This is a genomic window from Bradyrhizobium sp. BWC-3-1, assembly GCF_032917965.1.
Classification (GTDB): Bacteria; Pseudomonadota; Alphaproteobacteria; order Rhizobiales; family Xanthobacteraceae; genus Bradyrhizobium; species Bradyrhizobium canariense_D.
This window is the reverse complement of record NZ_CP136625.1, coordinates 2,291,856-2,309,852: the sequence shown is the minus strand read 5'-3', so window position 1 is coordinate 2,309,852 and position 17,997 is coordinate 2,291,856. Positions and strand designations below refer to the sequence as shown.

Genomic DNA, 17,997 nt, shown 5'->3' with positions numbered 1-17,997 from the left:
TCCTAATTATTTTCGCACACCGGCCACAGCGAGCTCGATCAGGCCGCGCAGGAAGTCGACGAACTCGATGCTCTCGGCCTTCAGCGCCTTGGGGTAGAGCGAGGACTTGGTCAGGCCGGGCAGCGTGTTGGTTTCGAGATAGACCAGCCCCTTGTCCGAGACGATGAAGTCCGAACGGGAATAGCCGGTACACGACATCGCCCGGTGCGCCAGCATCGCCTGGTGCTTCAGCGCGGCGGTGATTTCGGGTGCGAAACGGCCGGGACAGATCTCTTGGGTCGACTTCAAAAGATATTTCGCCGCGTAGTCGAAACTGCCCTCGCCCGGAATGATCTCGATCGGCGGCAGCGAGATGATCGAGCCGTCCGGCCGCTCCAGCACGCCGCAGGTCGCCTCGACGCCGGAGATGTAGGGCTCGATCACGTACTCTTCGTGCTTGGCCGCATTGCGAACGGCGACGAGATCCTGCTTGGCGTTGACGAAGATCAGGCCGTAGCTCGAGCCATCCCTGGCGGGCTTTGCGATCAGCCGGCCGTATTCGGCGAAGGCCTCGTCGATCTGGTCCAGCGCAATGTTGGCCGGCGGCGTCACGCCGCCGAGCGCGGCGAAATGCTTGGCCGCGATCTTGTCGAACGCGAGATGCGAGGAGGCCGAGCCCGATCCGGTGAACGGCACGCCGCGCGCTTCGCACATCACCTGCAATTCGCCGTTCTCGGCACGCCCGCCATGCAGGCCGAGCACCAGCACGCGGTCCTCCGCCCTGGCCTGGTCGAGCGCCTGCTCCAACGGAATGCCCGACGTGCCCGGCTTGAACTCGTCCTCGAACGGGCGGGCATGTTCGAGCAGCTGTTTGGACTGCACGACATGCACCTTGTCCTCGACGTCCCACCACCAGAGATCGGCCTCGGGCAGCGCCTGATGCAGCGCCTGGGCTGAGGCGACGGAAACCAGACGTTCGCGGTTGGAGCCGCCGAAGAGGATGGTGATGCGCATGTTCTCTCGTCGCTTGTCCAAATTAGCCGGGAATTCCGATCCGCTTGATTTCCCAGTGTAGCTCAATTCCGGAATTTGCCTTCACCCGTTCACGTACGGTCTCGCCCAGCGTCTCGATATCGTGCGCGGTGGCATTGCCCGTGTTGATCAGGAAATTGCAGTGCATCTCGGAGACTTCTGCACCGCCGACGCGCAAACCGCGGCAGCCGGCGGCATCGACCAGCTTCCAGGCGGAATGGCCGGGCGGATTCTTGAAGGTCGAGCCGCCGGTCTTTTCGCGGATCGGCTGCGCGGTCTCGCGATGGGTTTGCACTTCCGCCATGCGCGCGCGGATCGCCTCGGCATCCCTGAGCTCGCCGCGGAACCGCGCGGAGGTGAAGATGATGGAGGCATCGACGCCGCTGTTGCGGTAGACAAACTTCATGTCGGCATTGGAGAAGATGTGCTTCGTGCCGTCGCGCCCGACGCCACGCGCCTCGATCAACACGTCCTTGGTCTCGCCGCCATTGGCGCCCGCATTCATGCGCAGCGCGCCGCCGATCGTGCCGGGAATGCCGAAGTAAAATTCGAGCCCGCCGATATTGGCCGACGCGGCGACTTCCGCCACGCGCTTGTCGAGCGCGGCTGCGCCCGCGGTGACGACATCGCCGCTCGCGCTCGCCTCGCCAAAGGCGCGCGGCGCAAGCCGGATCACCACGCCCGCCATGCCGCCGTCGCGCACGATCAGGTTGGAGCCGACGCCGACGACATAGACGGGAATGTCGCTTGCGAGATGCGCGAGGAAATAAGAGAGATCGTCCTCATCCGTCGGCGTGAACAGCACCTGCGCGGGACCTCCGACGCGAAACCAGGTGAGCTCGGCGAGCGACTGGTTCGCCAGCAGCCGGCCGCGAAGATCGGGCATCACGGCTTTGAGGTCGGGTGTGATGTCGGGGAAGCTCACTGCGCTACCCCAGCGCCTTCAATTCGCCGGGCAAGGCATACGCCCATTGCGTGATGTTGCCGGCGCCCAGACACACGACGAGATCGCCGGACTTCGCCACGCCCTTGACGATGCCAGCGAGATCGGACGCCGCGGGCAGCGGGATCACCTCGCGGTGGCCGTGGGCGCGCAGGCCCGCGGCGAAATGGTCGCGATCGATGCCTTCGATCGGCGTCTCGCCCGCAGCATAGACCTCGGCGACGATCACCGCATCCGCATCGTTGAAGCAGGTGCAGAATTCCTCGAACAGCGACTGCAGGCGGGTGTAGCGATGCGGCTGCACCACCGCGACGATCTTACCGTTGGTGGATTCCCGCGCCGCCTTCAGCACCGCCGCGATCTCGACCGGATGATGGCCGTAGTCGTCGATGACGGTGACGCCGTTCCACTCGCCGGTCTTGGTGAAGCGGCGCTTGACGCCGCCGAAGCCGGCGATCGCCTTGCGGATCGCCTCGTCCGACACGCCGAGCTCGCGCGCGACCGCAATCGCGGCGGTCGCGTTGGAGGCATTGTGGCGCCCCGGCATCGGCAGCATGAGATCGGAGATCTCGTGCACGGCGCCCGTCTTGCGATCGCGGAAGGCAACCTTGAACTTCGATCCGCCGCCCGCCGGGGTCAGGTCGACGAAGCGCACATCGGCCTGCGGATTCTCACCATAGGTGATGATGCGTCGATCCTCGATCTTGCCGACAAGGGTTTGCACCACGGGATGATCGATGCACATCACGGCGAAGCCATAGAACGGCAGGTTCTCGACGAAATGGCGGAAGGCGTCCTGCACCGCCTCGAAGGTCTTGAAGTGATCGAGATGCTCGGGATCGACATTGGTGACGATCGCGACCTCGGTCGGCAGCTTCAGGAACGTGCCGTCGCTCTCGTCCGCTTCGACCACCATCCAGTCACCCGCACCGAGACGCGCATTGGAGCCGTAGGCATTGATGATGCCGCCGTTGATCACGGTGGGATCGAGGCCGCCGGCGTCGAGCAGCGTCGCGACCATCGTGGTCGTGGTGGTCTTGCCGTGGGTGCCGGCGATGGCGACGCAGCTCTTCAGCCGCATGAGCTCGGCCAGCATCTCGGCGCGGCGCACCACGGGGATGCGCCGTTCGCGCGCCGCCGTCAGTTCCGGATTGTCGCGCTTGATCGCGGTAGAAACCACGACGACCTCGGCCCCGTCGACGTTCTCCGCCTTGTGGCCGACCGAGACCCTCGCACCGTTCTTGCGCAGGCGGTCGAGATTGTAATTGTCGGAGGCGTCCGAACCCTGCACGGAATAGCCGAGATTGAGCAGCACCTCGGCGATTCCGCTCATGCCTATCCCGCCGATCCCGATGAAGTGGATAGGTCCGATCTCGCGCGGCAGTCTCATGGTGTATCCCGCAGTTCCCTTCGTCATGCCCGGGCTTCGTCCCGGGCATCCACGAATCCTTACCACTTCTTGCAAGACGTGGATGGCCGGGACAAGCCCGGCCATGACGGCAAAAGTAGGAATTCCGGCCGATTTCGCGTCAGATTCCCGCGATTTTGGCCACCAGATCGGCCAGCCGCTCCGCTGCGTCGAGCCGGCCGGCGCCGCGGGCGGCCTGCGCCATGGCGGCAAGACGCGCGGGCTCGGCGGCGAAGGCGGAGATCTCGGCGGCGAGGCGATCGGAGGAAAACTCGGTCTGCGGAATGCGGATCGCACCGTCGACCTTGGCCAGCACGCCGGCATTGGCGAACTGGTCCTGGTCGATCGCGCCCGGCAGCGGCACCAGGATCGAGGGCCGCCCGATCGCGGCAAGTTCCGCCACGGTGCCGGCGCCCGAGCGCGACACCACCAGATGGTTGGAGGCCAGCCGTGCCGGAAGATCGGTGAAAAACGGCGCGAGCTCGGCCTTGATCTTCAGTCTGTCGTAGACCGCACGCACGCGCGCCATATCCTCGTCGCGCACCTGCTGGGTGAGGACGAGCCGGCTCCACAGCGCAGGCTCGAGGCGCTCGATCGCGCCCGGCACGATGTCGGCCATGATGCGCGCGCCCTGGCTGCCGCCGACGACGAGCAGGCGCAGCGGACCGTTCACTTCAGGCGCAGCATATGGCACGCCAGCTGCGGCGAGGATCGCCGGACGCATCGGCGTGCCGACCGTCGTGGTCTTGCCTGATAGCGCCGGATCGCGATCGAGCACGCCGGGCAACGACGTCGCGATGGCTTGGACGCGGCTCGACAGGAACCGGTTGGCGCGGCCGAGCACCGCATTGGCGTCATGGATGATGCCGGGCACGCCGGCGAATTTTGCGGCGACCAGCGGCGGCAGCGTCGGATAGCCGCCGAAGCCGACGACGGCGACCGGCTTCAGTCGCTTGATCATGCTGTAGGCGGACAGCGTGCCGGCCGCGAGCGTCAGGCCGGCATAGGCGAGCTGCAGCGGATTGCGTCCGCGCGCAGTCTCGCTCGAGACGACGTCGATCATGTCCTTGGTGAACAGTCCGCTGTAGCGCAGCGCGCGCTCGTCCGTGACGAGGCGGACGCGGAAGCCGCGCCGGATCAGCTCGACGCCGAGCGCCTCGGCCGGAAACAGATGGCCGCCGGTGCCGCCCGCGGCGAGAAGAATCAGGGGGGAGGTGTCCATGGTGGCGAGTTTTACAAGGACTCTTTCGTCATTGCGAGCGCAGCGAAGCAATCCAGACTGCCACCGCGGAGAGATTCTGGATTGCTTCGCTTCGCTCGCAATGACGAAAAACTATGCGTAGCTGCGCATCGCCTCGGCGTGGCCGCTCGCCTCGACTTCGGTGCGCGGGCGCAGCCGCGTCAGCGCGAGCATCATGCCGACACCATAGGCCAGCGACACGATCGAGGAGCCACCATAGGAGATGAAGGGCAGCGTCATGCCCTTGGCGGGGATGAGCTGGAGATTGACCGACATGTTGATGGCGGCCTGCACGCCGAACAGGATCGCCAAGCCCGAGGCCGCGAAGCGCGAGAACATGTCCTCGTTGGCATAGGCGCGCGACAGCGTCCGGATGACGACGAAAGCAAACAGTGCCAGCATCGCGAGGCACAGGATGATGCCGAACTCTTCGGCGGCAACCGCGAACACGAAATCGGTGTGGCTGTCGGGCAGGCTGCGCTTGGCGATGCCCTCGCCCGGTCCGAGGCCGAACCAGCCGCCATTGTAGAAGGCCTCCATGGCGGTATCGACCTGGAAGGTGTCGCCCGAGGCCGGATTCATGAAGCGCTTGATGCGGCCGGCGACGTGGGGAACAAAAAGATAGGCGCTGAACAGTCCGGCGGCGCCGAGGCCGGCGAGCCCGAACACCCAGATCATCCGCATGCCCGCGATGAAGAACAGCGAGCCCCACACCATCAGGATCAGCATGGTCTGGCCGAAGTCGGGCTCCATCACCAGCAGCGAGACCAGCATCAAGAGCAGCACCAGCGCCATCGAGGTCGCCGGCATTTCTGGCCGCCTAGTGGATTCCGCGAACAGCCAGGCGGCCATGACGACGAACGACGGTTTTGCGATCTCGGAGGCCTGGATATTGAGGCCGAGTAGCGTGATCCAGCGCCGCGAGCCCTTTACTTCGGGGCCGATCGCGAGCGTCAGCACGATCAGGACGATGCTGACCGCAAAGATGATCAGCGCCGAGCGACGGATCGCCCGCGGCGACAGGAAGGACACCCCGAGCAGCACGATGCAGGACGGCACCAGGAATAGCACGTGGCGGCTGAAGAAGTGGAAGGGATCGAGCCCGATGCGGGTCGCAACCGGCGGGCTCGCCGCCAGCGACAGGATCACGCCGGTCAGCATCAGCGCCAGGATGGCACCCATCAGCGGCTTGTCGACGGTCCACCACCACTCGGAAAAGGGGGTGCGTTCTTCACGGGAGAGCATGGCGGCCGCTTTCGGACAGAGGTCGGTCCATTGGTCGCCGAGGTTGGTTACCGGGGGGTTAAGGAAACGGGGATGATTGGAGATGAAGGCGAGCGCTTACCTCAAATGCCCGTCATGCCCCGCGAAAGCGGGGCATCCAGTATTCCAGAGACGTCGAGGGTTCATAACCACAGCCGCGGCGTACTGGATCACCCGGTCAAGCCGGGCGACGACAGCGGAGCAACAACCAGCAGCGTCCCTACACCACCGGCTTCATGCCCGGCAGCGCCTGCACCAGCTCGCGGAACCTGGTGCCGCGAATTTCGAAGTTGCGATACTGGTCGAAGGAGGCGCAGGCGGGCGACAGCAGGACGACCGCGTCAGCGATGCCTGACGCCTCCGCATCGCATGCGGCTTGCTCGACGGCGACGTCGAGGGTCTGGCTGATCTCGTGCGGCACCTTCGTGCCGAGCGTGCCCGAAAATTCCTGCGCGGCCTCGCCGATCAGATAGGCTTTTCGGATGCGCGGGAAGTAGCCGGTGAGGCCGGTGATTCCGCCGGCCTTCGGCTTGCCGCCCGCGATCCAGAAGATGTCCGAAAAGGACGACAGCGCATGCGCGGTGGCGTCGGCATTGGTGCCCTTGGAATCGTTGACGAACAGCACGTTGCCGCGGCGGCCGACCTGCTCCATGCGATGCGCAAGGCCGGGGAAGCTGCGCAGGCCGTTCTGCAAGACGTCGAGGCCGATGCCCATCGCGAGCGCGGCGGCTGCCGCGCACGCCGCGTTCTGCGCATTGTGCAAGCCGCGCAGAGAACCGATGCCGCCGAGCGCCGCGATTTCACTGCGCGCGCCGCCCGAATTGCGCACGATATGGCCGTGCTCGACATGGATGCCGCTGGCCAGCGGATTCTTGACGGAGATCCGCACCACGTTCTTGCCGGCGCGATCGAGCCGGTCGGCGATATCGCGGCAAAAGCCGTCGTCGACGCCGACGATCGCGGTGCCGCCGGCCTGCACACCGGCAACGAGTCGCTCCTTCACCGCGGCGTAATGCGCGATGGTGCCGTGGCGATCGATGTGGTCTTCGCTGACATTGAGCAGAATGCCGACGGAGGGATCGAGTGAAGGCGTGAGGTCGATCTGATAGGACGACATCTCGATGACGTGGACGCGGCCCATGCCCGGCGGCTCCAGCGACAGGATTGCGGTGCCGATATTTCCGCCCATCTGGGTGTCATAGCCGGCGACCTTGGTGAGATGCGCGATCAAAGCCGTCGTCGTCGATTTGCCATTGGTGCCGGTGATGGCGACGAACGGCGCATCCGGCGCGTGCCGGCGCCTTTCGCGGCAGAACAGCTCGATGTCGCCGATCACCTCGATAGCGGCCTCCCGCGCCTTCAGCACGCTCCAATGCGGGACTGGGTGGGTCATCGGCACACCGGGCGCGAGCACCAGCGCGGCGAAATTCGCCCATGAGACGTTGCGCAAATCAGCCGTGATGAAGCCCGCTTGCGCAGCCTTGGCGACATTCTCGGCGCTGTCGTCGGCGGCGATCACCTCGGCGCCGCCCGCTTTCAACGCGTGACAGGAGGCGAGCCCCGAGCCGCCGAGGCCGAACACCGCGACCGTCTTGCCGGCAAAGGACGTGACGGGGATCATCGATCGTTCACCGCAGCTTCAGCGTGGATAGGCCAGCGAGCGCCAGCATCACCGAGATGATCCAGAACCGGATCACGATCTGCGGCTCGGTCCAGCCGAGTTGCTCGAAATGGTGATGGATCGGCGCCATCCGGAAGATGCGTTTTCCCGTCATCTTGAACGACACCACCTGCACGATGACGGAGACCGCCTCCAGCACGAACAGGCCGCCGATCACCGCGAGCACGATCTCGTGCTTCACCGCCACTGCGATCGCGCCCAGCATGCCGCCGAGCGCGAGCGAGCCGGTGTCGCCCATGAAGATCGAGGCCGGCGGCGCGTTGAACCAGAGGAAGCCCAGGCCCGCACCCAGCAGCGCGCCGCAGAGCACGGCGAGCTCGCCGGTGCCGGCGACATATTTGATCTGGAGATAATCGGCGAACACCGCGTTGCCGGCGAGATAGGCGATCATGGCAAAGCTCGCAGTCGCGATCATCACCGGCACGATGGCAAGGCCGTCGAGACCGTCGGTCAGGTTCACCGCGTTGCCGGCGCCAACGATGACGAAGGCGCCGAACACGACGAAGAACCAGCCGAAATGCAGCACGGTGTCCTTCAGGAAAGGAATCGTCAGCGCGGTCGACGCGGGATCGCGGTTCAGCCGCACCAGCGCGTAGCAGGCCACCAGCGCGATCGCCGCCTCGATCAGCAGGCGAAGCTTGCTGCCGAACCCGGTCGTGGTCTGCTTCGTCACCTTGAGATAATCGTCATAGAAGCCGACGAAGCCGAAGCCAAGCGTCACCGCCAGCACGATCCAGACGTAAGGGTTGAGCGGATTGGCCCACAGCACCGTGCCGACCGTGAGACCGGACAGGATCATCAGCCCGCCCATGGTGGGCGTGCCTTTCTTGGCGAGATGCGATTGCGGACCATCGGCCCGGATCGGCTGGCCCTTGCCTTGCCGGATGCGCAGATGGTCGATGATCCAGGGTCCGAACAGGAACACGAACAGCGCGCCGGTGACGACGGCGCCGCCGGTGCGGAAGGTGATGTAGCGGAAGACGTTCAGGAAGGTGCGAACGGCACCGAAGCCCGGAAATGTGTTGGAGAGCTCGATCAGCCAGTAAAACATTCAGACGGTCCTATGGCGCCTTTGCACGCGCCTTGATCTTGGCCTTGTCAACCTGCCTCACGCGCATTCGCTGGTCTTCATCATCGGGTCGGGCGACCTCTAAAGAAAACGAACGGCTTCGCGCCGGAAAGGGGGGATTCGGGAACAGCGCCTTCCAAGCAGTTTACGCCCTTGCCTGCAAGGCGGCCACTAGGCCCGGCACAAACTTGTTGACCCAGAACATCTTCTTGCTGCCCTTGACAACCACGACATCGCCTGCCCTCAGCAGATTTGCGACCTCGCCCGGCTTCAGCGTGACGGGGTCGTCGTGCCAACCGAGACCCTTGCCGGCTGGAAGCACCTCGAACAGGTGACGCATCAGGGGTCCGACGCAATAGACGCCGTCGATGCCGTCGAGATGCCTGGCGAGGTCGATGTGATAGGTTGGTGCGCCGTCGCCCAGCTCCAGCATGTCGCCGAGCACGGCAATGCGGCGGCCACCGGTCGTGTTGCGCGCCTGCAAGCTTTGCAGCGCGGCAGCCACGCTGGCCGGATTACCGTTGAAGCTGTCGTCGATCACGGTGACGCCACCGGCCGCCTGCTCGACGCCACGGCCGCTCATGATACCGACCCGGTCGAGCTTGATCGCAAGCGTCGCCGCATCGAGGTTGGCCGCACGGATCGATGCGAGCGCGGCCAGCGCATTCTGAACGCGGTGCGGCGCGCCCGGCGTCAGGCTGAACGCGATCTCTTTCTTGCCAAGCGCGGCCACGACCTGCCAGCTGTCGCCATGCGGCGCGTGCGCGACCTCGTGCACCTCGGCTTTGTCGCCGAAGCGTATGACCTTGCCCTTCCAGTCCGGCGCCTTGATCCCGGCGGGCAGCACCAGCACGCCTTCCGCGGGCAGGCCGAGTGCAATCGACACCTTCTCGCGACGGATGGCTTCGAGCGAGCCGAGCTTCTCCAGATGCACCGGCTGGACGTTGACGACGAGCGCGACCGTCGGCCGCGTCAGTTCGCTGAGCCGCGCGATCTCGCCGGCCTGGTTCATGCCCATCTCGACGACCCAGAGACTGGCGTCGGGGCGCGCATTGCACAGCGTCAGCGGCACGCCCCAGAAATTATTGAAACTCGACGGGCTGGCATAGGCATTGGGATAGGCCGCGAGGAATTCCTTGGTGCTGGTTTTGCCCGCGCTGCCGGTGAGCCCGATCACCGGCCCGTTGAAGCGCGCGCGTGCCGCGCGCGCAAGGCCCCAGAGGCCGTCGATCAGCGTGTCCTTGACGACGATCTGGGGAATGCGGATGCCCGCGATCTCGTGCGGCACGATCATCGCGACCGCGCCCGAGGCTTCCGCCTTGTCCGCGAACTCCCAGCCGTCACGCGCGCTGGCGAAGGCCGAAATGAAGCCGCCGCTTGGCGTGCCGCTCAGCGCGACGAACAGGCTGCCCGGCTTCGCCAGCCGGCTGTCCTGGGTGACGAAGTCGATCGGCGTGTCCGGGAACGATCCGGCGGCGCCCAGCGCGCGCGCCACTTCGGCCACCGTCCATATGGGCGCGCTCATGCAATCCTCGACGCTAATGCGGCGGCGACCGCCTCGTGATCACTGAAGGGCAAAACCTCTCCGCCGACGATCTGCCCGGTCTCGTGGCCCTTGCCGGCGATGAGCAGCGCATCGCCATCTTCCAATTCGGCGATCGCGGTGCGGATCGCCGCGGCCCGGTCGCCGATTTCGCGGGCGCCCTTGGCGGCGGCGAGAATTTCGGCGCGGATCGATTCCGGCTTCTCGCTGCGCGGATTGTCGTCGGTGATGATGACACCGTCGGCGTTGCCGGCGGCGATCTCGCCCATGATCGGACGCTTGCCGGCATCGCGGTCGCCGCCGGCGCCGAACACGACGACCAGCCTGCGCCTGGCGTAGGGACGCAGCGCCTGCAGCGCCTTGGCCAGCGCATCGGGCTTGTGCGCATAGTCGACGAAGATCGGCGCACCGTTGCGCTCTCCGACGCGCTCTAACCGGCCCTTGGCGCCTTCGAGATGTTCGAGGCTCGCGAACACGTCCGCGGCGTCGCCGCCGGTGCCGATGGCGAGGCCAGCCGACACCAGCGCATTCTCGATCTGGAACTCGCCGACCAGCGGCAGCCGGATCGTATACCGCCTGCCGCGATGTTCGAGCGCGAGCACTTGTGAAAATCCTTCGACCTCCGCACCGGCGAGACGAATGCCCTCGCCCGCCCCGTCGCCGTTGCGACCGACTGCCATCACGCGCAAGCCGCGCGAATTCGCAGCACTGATCGCCTCCGCCGAGCAATCATGATCGGCGGAGATCACGGCCGCGCCCCCCGGCGGGACAAGTTCGCGGAACAGCCTGAGCTTGGCCGCGAGATAATGCGCGACGGTCGGATGGTAATCCATGTGGTCGCGCGAGAGATTGGTGAAGCCGCCGGCGGACACGCGCACGCCGTCGAGGCGATATTGGTCGAGCCCGTGAGAAGAGGCCTCGAAGGCGAGATGCGTGACGCCCTCGCGCGCGATCTCGTCCAACTGCCGGTGCAGCGCGATCGGATCGGGCGTCGTCAGCGAGCCGTAGACGGTACGCTTCGGCGAGACCAGGCCGATGGTTCCGATACTGGCGGAGGCGTGCCCGAGCCGTTCCCAGATCTGCCGGGTGAATGCGGCGACCGAGGTCTTGCCGCTGGTGCCGGTCACCGCCGCAATTGTCGCAGGCTGCGCGGGAAAAAATCTTGCCGCGGCCAGCGCCAGCGCGCGGCGCGGATTGGCAACTGTGATGAACGGCACCTTGCAGCCGTCAGGCGCATGGTCGCCGACGACCGCCACCGCGCCTGCGGCAATCGCGGCATCGATAAAGCGCGCACCGTCGGTCTTGCTGCCCGCAAGTGCGAAGAAGAGATCGTCTGGCTTGACCGCGCGGCTGTCGAGCGCAACGCCGGTCACGTCGAGCGCCGCGACCGCGGGCTCGATTGCGGCGTCATTGCCCTGAACGTCCTGATCGAGGAGGTCGCGCAGCTTCATGGTCTTCCAGTCGACATGCCGGACCGGATCGCCGAATCTGCAGGGAAATCCCGACTCAGCAGCGGCAACGGCCCACCCGGTTGATTACTGGGTTGTCCTGGATGCTGCAAGAATAAGGCGCTCGGACGGCGGCAGGTCGAATCGCGGCTCGACACCCAGAAGCGGCGCGATCCGCTCGATCACCTTGCCGCCCGTGGGCACCGCGTTCCAGCCCGAGGTGATGAAACCCTTCGTTTCGGGAATGGCCTGGGGCTCGTCCAGCATGATCAGGATCTGATATTTCGGATCGTCGCAGGGCATGATCGCGGTGAAGGAGTTGAGCACCCGCTTCTTGGCATAGCGGCCGTTGATGACCTTCTCGGACGTGCCGGTCTTGCCGCCAACGTAGTAACCCTTGACGTCGGCGGTCTTGGCGGTGCCGATTTCTGCATTGAGCCGCATCAGGAACCGCATCTTGTCGCTGGTCTCCGTCCTGATGACGCGCTTGGCCATCGCCGCCGCTTCGGACTCGCTGCGCTTCATGAAGGTCGGCGGAATCAAATAGCCGCCGTTCACCAGCGCGTTGATGCCCATCACCGCCTGCAGCGGCGCCACCGACATGCCTTGGCCGAACGCGATGGTCACGGTGTTCAGCTCGCCCCAGCGGCGCGGTATCAGCGGAGCCGCGCTTTCCGGCAGTTCGGTGCGCAGCCGCGTCAACTGGCCCATCTTGCCGAGGAATGCCTTGTGGGCCTCGACGCCCTGTCCGAGCGCGATCCGGGCGGCGCCGATATTGGACGAGAACGTGAACACTTCCTTGGTGTTGATGAAGCGTCCGAGCGGATGGCTGTCGTGGATCGTGAACTTGCCGTAGTGCAGGTTTCCGCGTGCATCCCACGACGTGTTCAGATTGATCTTGCCGGAATCGAGCGCCATCGCCAGCGTGAACGCCTTGAAGGTCGAGCCCATCTCGTAGACGCCGGTGGTCAGGCGATTGATGCGGTCGGGGTCGTGCGCTTCCTTCGGATTGTTGGGGTCGAAGTCCGGAAGCGAGACCATCGCCACGATCTCGCCCGTTTTGACGTTGGAGACGATGCCGGAGGCAGCCTTGGTGTGGTATTTCTCCTTGGCCTTCAGCAGCTCGTCACGCAGGGCGTGCTCGACGCGCAGATCGACCGACAGCTCGATCGGCTTTTGCAGCCGGTCGGTGGCAAAGCCCGCGCGGTGGAGATCGGCGAGCCCCTGATTGTCGAGCCACTTCTCCATGCCCGCGATGCCCTGGTTGTCGATGTTGACGAGACCAATGAGGTGGGCGACCTCGTTGCCGGTCGGATAGACGCGCTTGTTCTCGCGCAGGAAACCGATGCCGGGAATGCCGAGCTTGTGGATGTCCTGCTGCTGCTTTGCCGTAATCTCGCGCTTGAGCCAGACGAAGCCCTTGCGCGTCTTCAGGCGCTCGCGCACCTCGGCCTCGTCGAGGTCGGGCACCGTGGCGGTCAGAAGTTCGATTGCCTCGTCCTTGTCGATGATGCGACGCGGCTCGCCGAACAGGCTCGACGCCTTGACGTCGGTCGCGAGGATCGCGCCGTTGCGATCGACGATGTCGGGCCGCGCGGTCGCGACCACCTCCTGCGCCGCGGCGCGGCGCGCGCCGTGGGCGTCGGCGCCGATCGCGAACATCACTAGCCGGCCGCCGATCAGGGCGTAGACCGCGCCAAAGGCGAGCATCGCCAGGCCGACGCGCGCCCGCGCCTTGGCCGCGCGATCGACGTTGCGCCCGTACAGCAGGCTGCGGATCAGGCGCTGGCGCCAAGGCTCAGTCGGCTTTTCTGCCGGTTTGGCCGGGGTCACAGCATTCATGGCTTGTCCTCGGGCTGAGGTACGGAGCCCGTCACATTATCGGGATCGCTGGCGGCTTCGATGGTGTTGAGCATGGCGCCGATCGGATCCGGCTCGCCCGGCCTGAACATCCGCGGCGGGCGCTCGGGCAGATTCTTCAGTGAGTCATATTGCGTGCCGTTGACCGGCTTGAGCTGCAGATGCCGATCGGACAGGCCCTGCAGGCGCAGGGGCGCATCGAGCTTGGCCCATTCGGAGCGCAGCGCCGCGATCGCATCGCGCTGCTCGCGGATCTCCGCATGCAGCCGCAGCACCTTTTCGGTGCGCGCCGTGGAGTCCATCTTGATCCTATAGACATAGGCTGCCGCGAAGATCAGCGCGCCGATGACGAGGAGGTGGATGAAGCGCATGCGCTAGCCACCTCTCATGACGTCGGAGAGTTTTGGCCAGGACGATTGCTCGCGCTCGTCATGCGCCGGCGCCGAGGTGCGCTCGCCGGCGCGCAGTTTTGCCGATCGCGCACGCGGGTTATGCGCGACTTCGTTTTCGCCCGCGATCACCGGCCGCCGCGTCAGCAGCTGAAAACTCGGCACCGCCTGAGACACTTCCGGCAAATGGCGTGAGCCGCCACCCGTCTTGCTGCGCAGGCTAAGGAAATTCTTGACGATGCGGTCTTCCAGCGAATGGAACGAGACGACAACGAGGCGACCACCGGGCTTGAGCACGCGCTCGGCAGCGATGAGCGCGCTCTGGAGTTCCTCGAGCTCTTCGTTGACGAAGATGCGCAGGGCCTGGAACGTCCGCGTCGCCGGGTGAATATCGCCGGGCTTGGACCGAACCACCCTGCCGACGAGCTCGGCGAGCGCGCGCGTGGTCGTGAACGGCGTCTCCTGACGGTCCGCGACGATAGCGCGGGCGATCCGGCGCGACTGCCGCTCTTCGCCGAGAAGATAAATGATGTCGGCGAGATCGCCTTCCGAGGCGCGCGCCACGACATCGGCCGCAGTGGGGCCTGCCTGCCCCATCCGCATGTCGAGCGGACCATCGAGGCGGAACGAGAAGCCGCGGCCGGCCTGGTCGAGCTGCATCGAGGATACCCCGACGTCCATCACGACGCCGTCGACGCCATCGATGCCTTGAGCCGCGCAGACCTCGGCGAGGTTGGAGAAACGATCTTCAACGAGGGTCAGCCTGCCCGCCGAGCGTGCGACGAGCTCGGCGCCGCCCTCGATCGCAGTACGGTCGCGATCAATGGCAATCACCTGGGTTCCCGGCACGTCGAGGATCGCGCGGCTGTAGCCGCCGGCACCAAAGGTCGCGTCGATATAAAGGCCACCTTCGCGCGGGGCGAGGTGGTCGATGGCCTCGCGGCCAAGAACGGGGATGTGCGGAGCCGAGCTCATGCGCCAGGCCTGCCGATCGCCCCGCCGGACTCCCAAGTGAGATCGGGGACGAACAAGCTCATAACGCCTCGAATGATTCCGCGTCGCGGCGGTTCCACGACCCAACCCCCGTCCGATATGGTTACCGTGCCCGGTCGTCCCGGGCCACCAACCCAGTATTCCCCTTGGAATTTGTCGGGCAGCCATGGGATTTCGAGCCAAAATACGCTTTGGCCGCCTCCGGACGCGGGTCGGCTCTTCATCTCTCAGTAACGGCCCTTAGCGTTAAGAAAGCGTTGATCGGCTCGCGACAAGTCGAAAAGCTGACGCGGCGGTGATGCTTCATCCACACACATGCGCCAAAATGCATCCGTTAACCTCGTCGCGCGGTTGCGCACGGTGGAGGGTAAAGGAATAGTAAAGAGAAGGGCTTGGCCCACTCTCTGTCTGTCTCGAGCTATTTATGTCGTCCGGTTCGTCCACGCCCTCTGGATCTGATTCGAAGCGTCAACGCGTTCTGCCGGTTCCCAAAGCCGCCGCGAACATGCGGACGTTCGAGCCGGATTCCTCGATCGTCTCCGACATCATCCCCTCGCCGAACCATGGCGACCGCAACAAGGGCCGCCAACCCGATATGATTGTGCTGCACTACACCGGCATGCCCGACGTCGAAGGTGCGCTGGCGCGGCTCTGCTCCGCGGGCACTGAGGTGTCGGCCCATTATGTCGTGCTGGAAGACGGCCGCATCGTGCAATGCGTGCCGGAGGCCAGGCGCGCCTGGCATGCCGGCGTCTCGTCCTGGTCCGGCGAGGACGACATCAATTCCTGCTCGATCGGGATCGAGATCGTCAATCGCGGCCACGATTGGGGCTATCCGGAGTTTCCGCTGCGCCAGATCGCCGCCGTGATCGCGCTGTGCCGCGGCATCATGCTTCGCCGCAAGGTGCCCGCTCACCGGGTGCTCGGCCACTCCGACGTGGCGCCGGCGCGCAAGAAAGATCCCGGCGAAAAATTTCCGTGGCATTCGCTGGCCAATTCCGGGGTCGGCCACTGGGTCACGCCCGCGCCGGTGGTGCGCGGCGAGAGCCTGATGCTCGGCACCATCAGCGACGAAGTGCTGAGCTTGCAGCAGGCGCTCGCCAGATACGGCTACGGCGTTCCCCTCACCGGCAAATACGACGCCGCGACCATGGAAGTCGTCACCGCTTTCCAGCGCCATTTCCGCCCGGCGCGCCTGGATGGGGTCGCGGATCACTCGACGCTGTCGACCTTGCAGGCGCTGTTGGGGAGTCTCCCTCAGGAGGCTACGACCGTCGCGACGAAGTGACGACGACTGCCACACACCCCGTCATTGCGAGCGAAGCGAAGCAATCCAGACTGCCTCCGCGGAAGCAGTCTGGATTGCTTCGTCGCAAGTGCTCCTCGCAATGACGGAGTATGTGGCGACTACTCCATCTCCCGCATCCTTCGCGCGTACAGCCGGCGCAGCGGCTCGAGCAGCGTCGCCTCCGTCGCCGCGCGATAGGCCTTGCGTGCCTCCTCCTTCCGGCCAAGCCGCCGCAGCAGATCGGCCCGCACGGCCGGCAACAGCTCGTAGCCACGAAGCCCGCCGCGCGCAGTAGTCGCATCCACGAGATCGAGCGCACGTGCCGGCCCATCGACCATCGACACCGCCGCCGCGTGGTTGAGCTCGATCACCGGCGACGGGTTGATGCGCAATAGCACTTCGTAGAGCCCGGCGATCTGCGGCCAGTCTGTCTGCTCATAGCTCGGCGCGCGCGCATGCAGCGCAGCGATCGCGGCTTGGACTGCATAGGGCTGCGGCCGGCCGGGCACGCGCAGTGCGTCGTCCACCAGATGGAGACCCTCCTCGATCTGTGCACGGTCCCACCGCGAACGATCCTGCTCTTCCAGCAGCACGATGTCGCCGGCGGCGGTCTGGCGCCCTGCGCGGCGCGCATCGTGCAGCAGCATCAGCGCCAGCAGGCCCTTGATCCCCGCGCGATCGGGTAACAGCCGGTCGAGCAAGCGGCCAAGCCGGATCGCCTCGACCGCAAGATCGGGCCGCATCAAATCCGCACCTGACGTCGCCACATAGCCTTCGGTGAAGACCAGATAGATCACGGCAAGCACACCCTCGAGCCGCGGCACCAGCGTGTCGCGCTCGGGGACCTCATAGGGAATGCCGGCGAGCCGGATCTTCTGCTTGGCACGGACGAGACGCTGCGCCATCGCCTCCTCGCTGACGAGGAAGGCGCGCGCGACCTGCGCCATGGAGAGCCTGCAGACGGTCCGCAGCGTCAGCGCGACCTGGACTTCGGCCGCAAACGCAGGATGGCAGCAGGTGAAGATCAGCCGCAGCATGTCGCCGTCGAGCATTGCCGGCGGCTCGGCGGGCGCCTGCGCGTTCAGCTCGAGCTCGTGCACGAGCGCCTGCTCCTTGCCGCGGAAAACGGCCTGGCGCCTGATACGGTCGATCGCCTTGTGCCTGGCGACATTGACCAGCCAAGCACGCGGATTGTCGGGGACCTCGCACGCCGGCCAGCGCGCCAGTGCCACCGCAAAGGCGTCCTGGAGCGCGTCCTCGGCGAGATCGAAATCGCCGACGAGGCGGATCAGCGTGGCCAGCGCCCGCCCCGCCTCGTCGCGGAAGATCTTGTCGATCTCGGACAGCGTCATGCGCCGATGCGCGACTTGTCGTAGACCCAGATCGGCCGCACCTCGATCGAGCCGATACGCGCCGACGGAATCCGCGACGCGATCTCGATCGCAGCATCGAGATCCTTGGCCTCCACCAGGTAATAGCCGCCGAGCTGCTCGCGCGTTTCGGCAAACGGGCCGTCGGTCGTCAGGGTCTTGCCGTCGCGCACGCGGACCGTCGTCGCGGTCGTGGTCGGCTGCAAACGGTCGCCGGCCTTGAAATTGCCGCTCTGGATGATGCCTTGCGTGAAGGTCTGATATTCCGCCGTCATCTGCTGGCCGGCCGCCGGACGCATATTCGCGTACTCGGCTTCGTTCTGGTAGATCATCAGCAAATACTGCATCGGTTAACTCCTGTTGCACGGCTGGATCGCCGACATCCAGTCGAACGGGACACGCACCCAACGACATCTTCAGGATAAATTATTTCGGGCGAACCGTGCATGGCGTTATCGGCTTGCGGAACCGACACAAATGCTTCATGCGTA

The 17,997-nt window shown here is 65.6% G+C and carries 15 protein-coding genes; 1 reads left to right on the top strand and 14 read right to left on the bottom strand.

Translation table 11 applies throughout. The features are described from left to right. Positions 1-6: 6 nt before the first annotated feature. The 12 genes from RX329_RS11215 to rsmH form a co-directional block, all read right to left on the bottom strand. Positions 7-993, bottom strand: coding sequence for a D-alanine--D-alanine ligase (locus RX329_RS11215; protein WP_085349138.1), 987 nt, complete (start codon positions 991-993; stop codon positions 7-9). Between the two features lie 22 nt (positions 994-1,015). After that, positions 1,016-1,936, bottom strand: a complete 921-nt coding sequence (gene murB, locus RX329_RS11210; protein WP_085349084.1) for a UDP-N-acetylmuramate dehydrogenase — start codon at positions 1,934-1,936, stop codon at positions 1,016-1,018. 4 nt (positions 1,937-1,940) lie between these two features. Continuing rightward, entirely contained in the window at positions 1,941-3,344 is a 1,404-nt protein-coding gene (gene murC / locus RX329_RS11205) for a UDP-N-acetylmuramate--L-alanine ligase (protein WP_085385428.1), read from the bottom strand. Positions 3,345-3,483: 139 nt separating this feature from the next. After that, complete coding sequence (gene murG / locus RX329_RS11200) at positions 3,484-4,584, bottom strand: undecaprenyldiphospho-muramoylpentapeptide beta-N-acetylglucosaminyltransferase (RefSeq protein WP_085385405.1); 1,101 nt, start codon at positions 4,582-4,584, stop codon at positions 3,484-3,486. A gap of 111 nt (positions 4,585-4,695) precedes the next feature. Further along, on the bottom strand, positions 4,696-5,847 hold the full coding sequence (gene ftsW / locus RX329_RS11195) for a putative lipid II flippase FtsW (RefSeq protein ID WP_018454238.1): 1,152 nt from the start codon (positions 5,845-5,847) through the stop codon (positions 4,696-4,698). A gap of 238 nt (positions 5,848-6,085) precedes the next feature. Further along, positions 6,086-7,486, bottom strand: a complete 1,401-nt coding sequence (gene murD, locus RX329_RS11190; RefSeq protein WP_018454237.1) for a UDP-N-acetylmuramoyl-L-alanine--D-glutamate ligase — start codon at positions 7,484-7,486, stop codon at positions 6,086-6,088. Between the two features lie 7 nt (positions 7,487-7,493). Next, the gene (mraY, locus tag RX329_RS11185) at positions 7,494-8,597 is read right to left on the bottom strand and encodes a phospho-N-acetylmuramoyl-pentapeptide-transferase (protein WP_007600847.1); all 1,104 of its coding nucleotides are present in this window, start codon (positions 8,595-8,597) and stop codon (positions 7,494-7,496) included. Positions 8,598-8,760: 163 nt separating this feature from the next. Continuing rightward, entirely contained in the window at positions 8,761-10,140 is a 1,380-nt protein-coding gene (locus RX329_RS11180) for a UDP-N-acetylmuramoyl-tripeptide--D-alanyl-D-alanine ligase (protein ID WP_085385404.1), read from the bottom strand. After that, entirely contained in the window at positions 10,137-11,609 is a 1,473-nt protein-coding gene (locus RX329_RS11175) for a UDP-N-acetylmuramoyl-L-alanyl-D-glutamate--2,6-diaminopimelate ligase (protein ID WP_085385403.1), read from the bottom strand. Before RX329_RS11175 ends, RX329_RS11180 begins: the two co-directional genes overlap by 4 nt. An 84-nt stretch (positions 11,610-11,693) precedes the next feature. Beyond that, positions 11,694-13,448 carry a peptidoglycan D,D-transpeptidase FtsI family protein gene (locus RX329_RS11170; protein ID WP_085385402.1) on the bottom strand — a complete coding sequence of 585 codons (1,755 nt, stop codon included), beginning with the start codon at positions 13,446-13,448 and terminating at the stop codon, positions 11,694-11,696. Continuing rightward, positions 13,445-13,837, bottom strand: a complete 393-nt coding sequence (locus tag RX329_RS11165) for a hypothetical protein (RefSeq protein WP_007600843.1) — start codon at positions 13,835-13,837, stop codon at positions 13,445-13,447. The genes RX329_RS11170 and RX329_RS11165 overlap by 4 nt, the downstream gene beginning before the upstream one ends. Positions 13,838-13,840: 3 nt before the next feature. Next, the gene (rsmH, locus tag RX329_RS11160; protein ID WP_085385401.1) at positions 13,841-14,830 is read right to left on the bottom strand and encodes a 16S rRNA (cytosine(1402)-N(4))-methyltransferase RsmH; all 990 of its coding nucleotides are present in this window, start codon (positions 14,828-14,830) and stop codon (positions 13,841-13,843) included. Between the two features lie 523 nt (positions 14,831-15,353). Here rsmH and RX329_RS11155 point away from each other — a divergent pair. After that, positions 15,354-16,136, top strand: a complete 783-nt coding sequence (locus RX329_RS11155; RefSeq protein WP_085385400.1) for an N-acetylmuramoyl-L-alanine amidase — start codon at positions 15,354-15,356, stop codon at positions 16,134-16,136. A 119-nt stretch (positions 16,137-16,255) separates the two neighbouring features. On the opposite strand, the gene RX329_RS11150 is transcribed toward RX329_RS11155, so the two are convergent. Then, positions 16,256-17,488 carry an RNA polymerase sigma factor gene (locus RX329_RS11150; protein WP_085395660.1) on the bottom strand — a complete coding sequence of 411 codons (1,233 nt, stop codon included), beginning with the start codon at positions 17,486-17,488 and terminating at the stop codon, positions 16,256-16,258. Further along, positions 17,485-17,853, bottom strand: coding sequence for a YciI family protein (locus RX329_RS11145; protein ID WP_085385398.1), 369 nt, complete (start codon positions 17,851-17,853; stop codon positions 17,485-17,487). The genes RX329_RS11150 and RX329_RS11145 overlap by 4 nt, the downstream gene beginning before the upstream one ends. Positions 17,854-17,997: the final 144 nt, after the last annotated feature.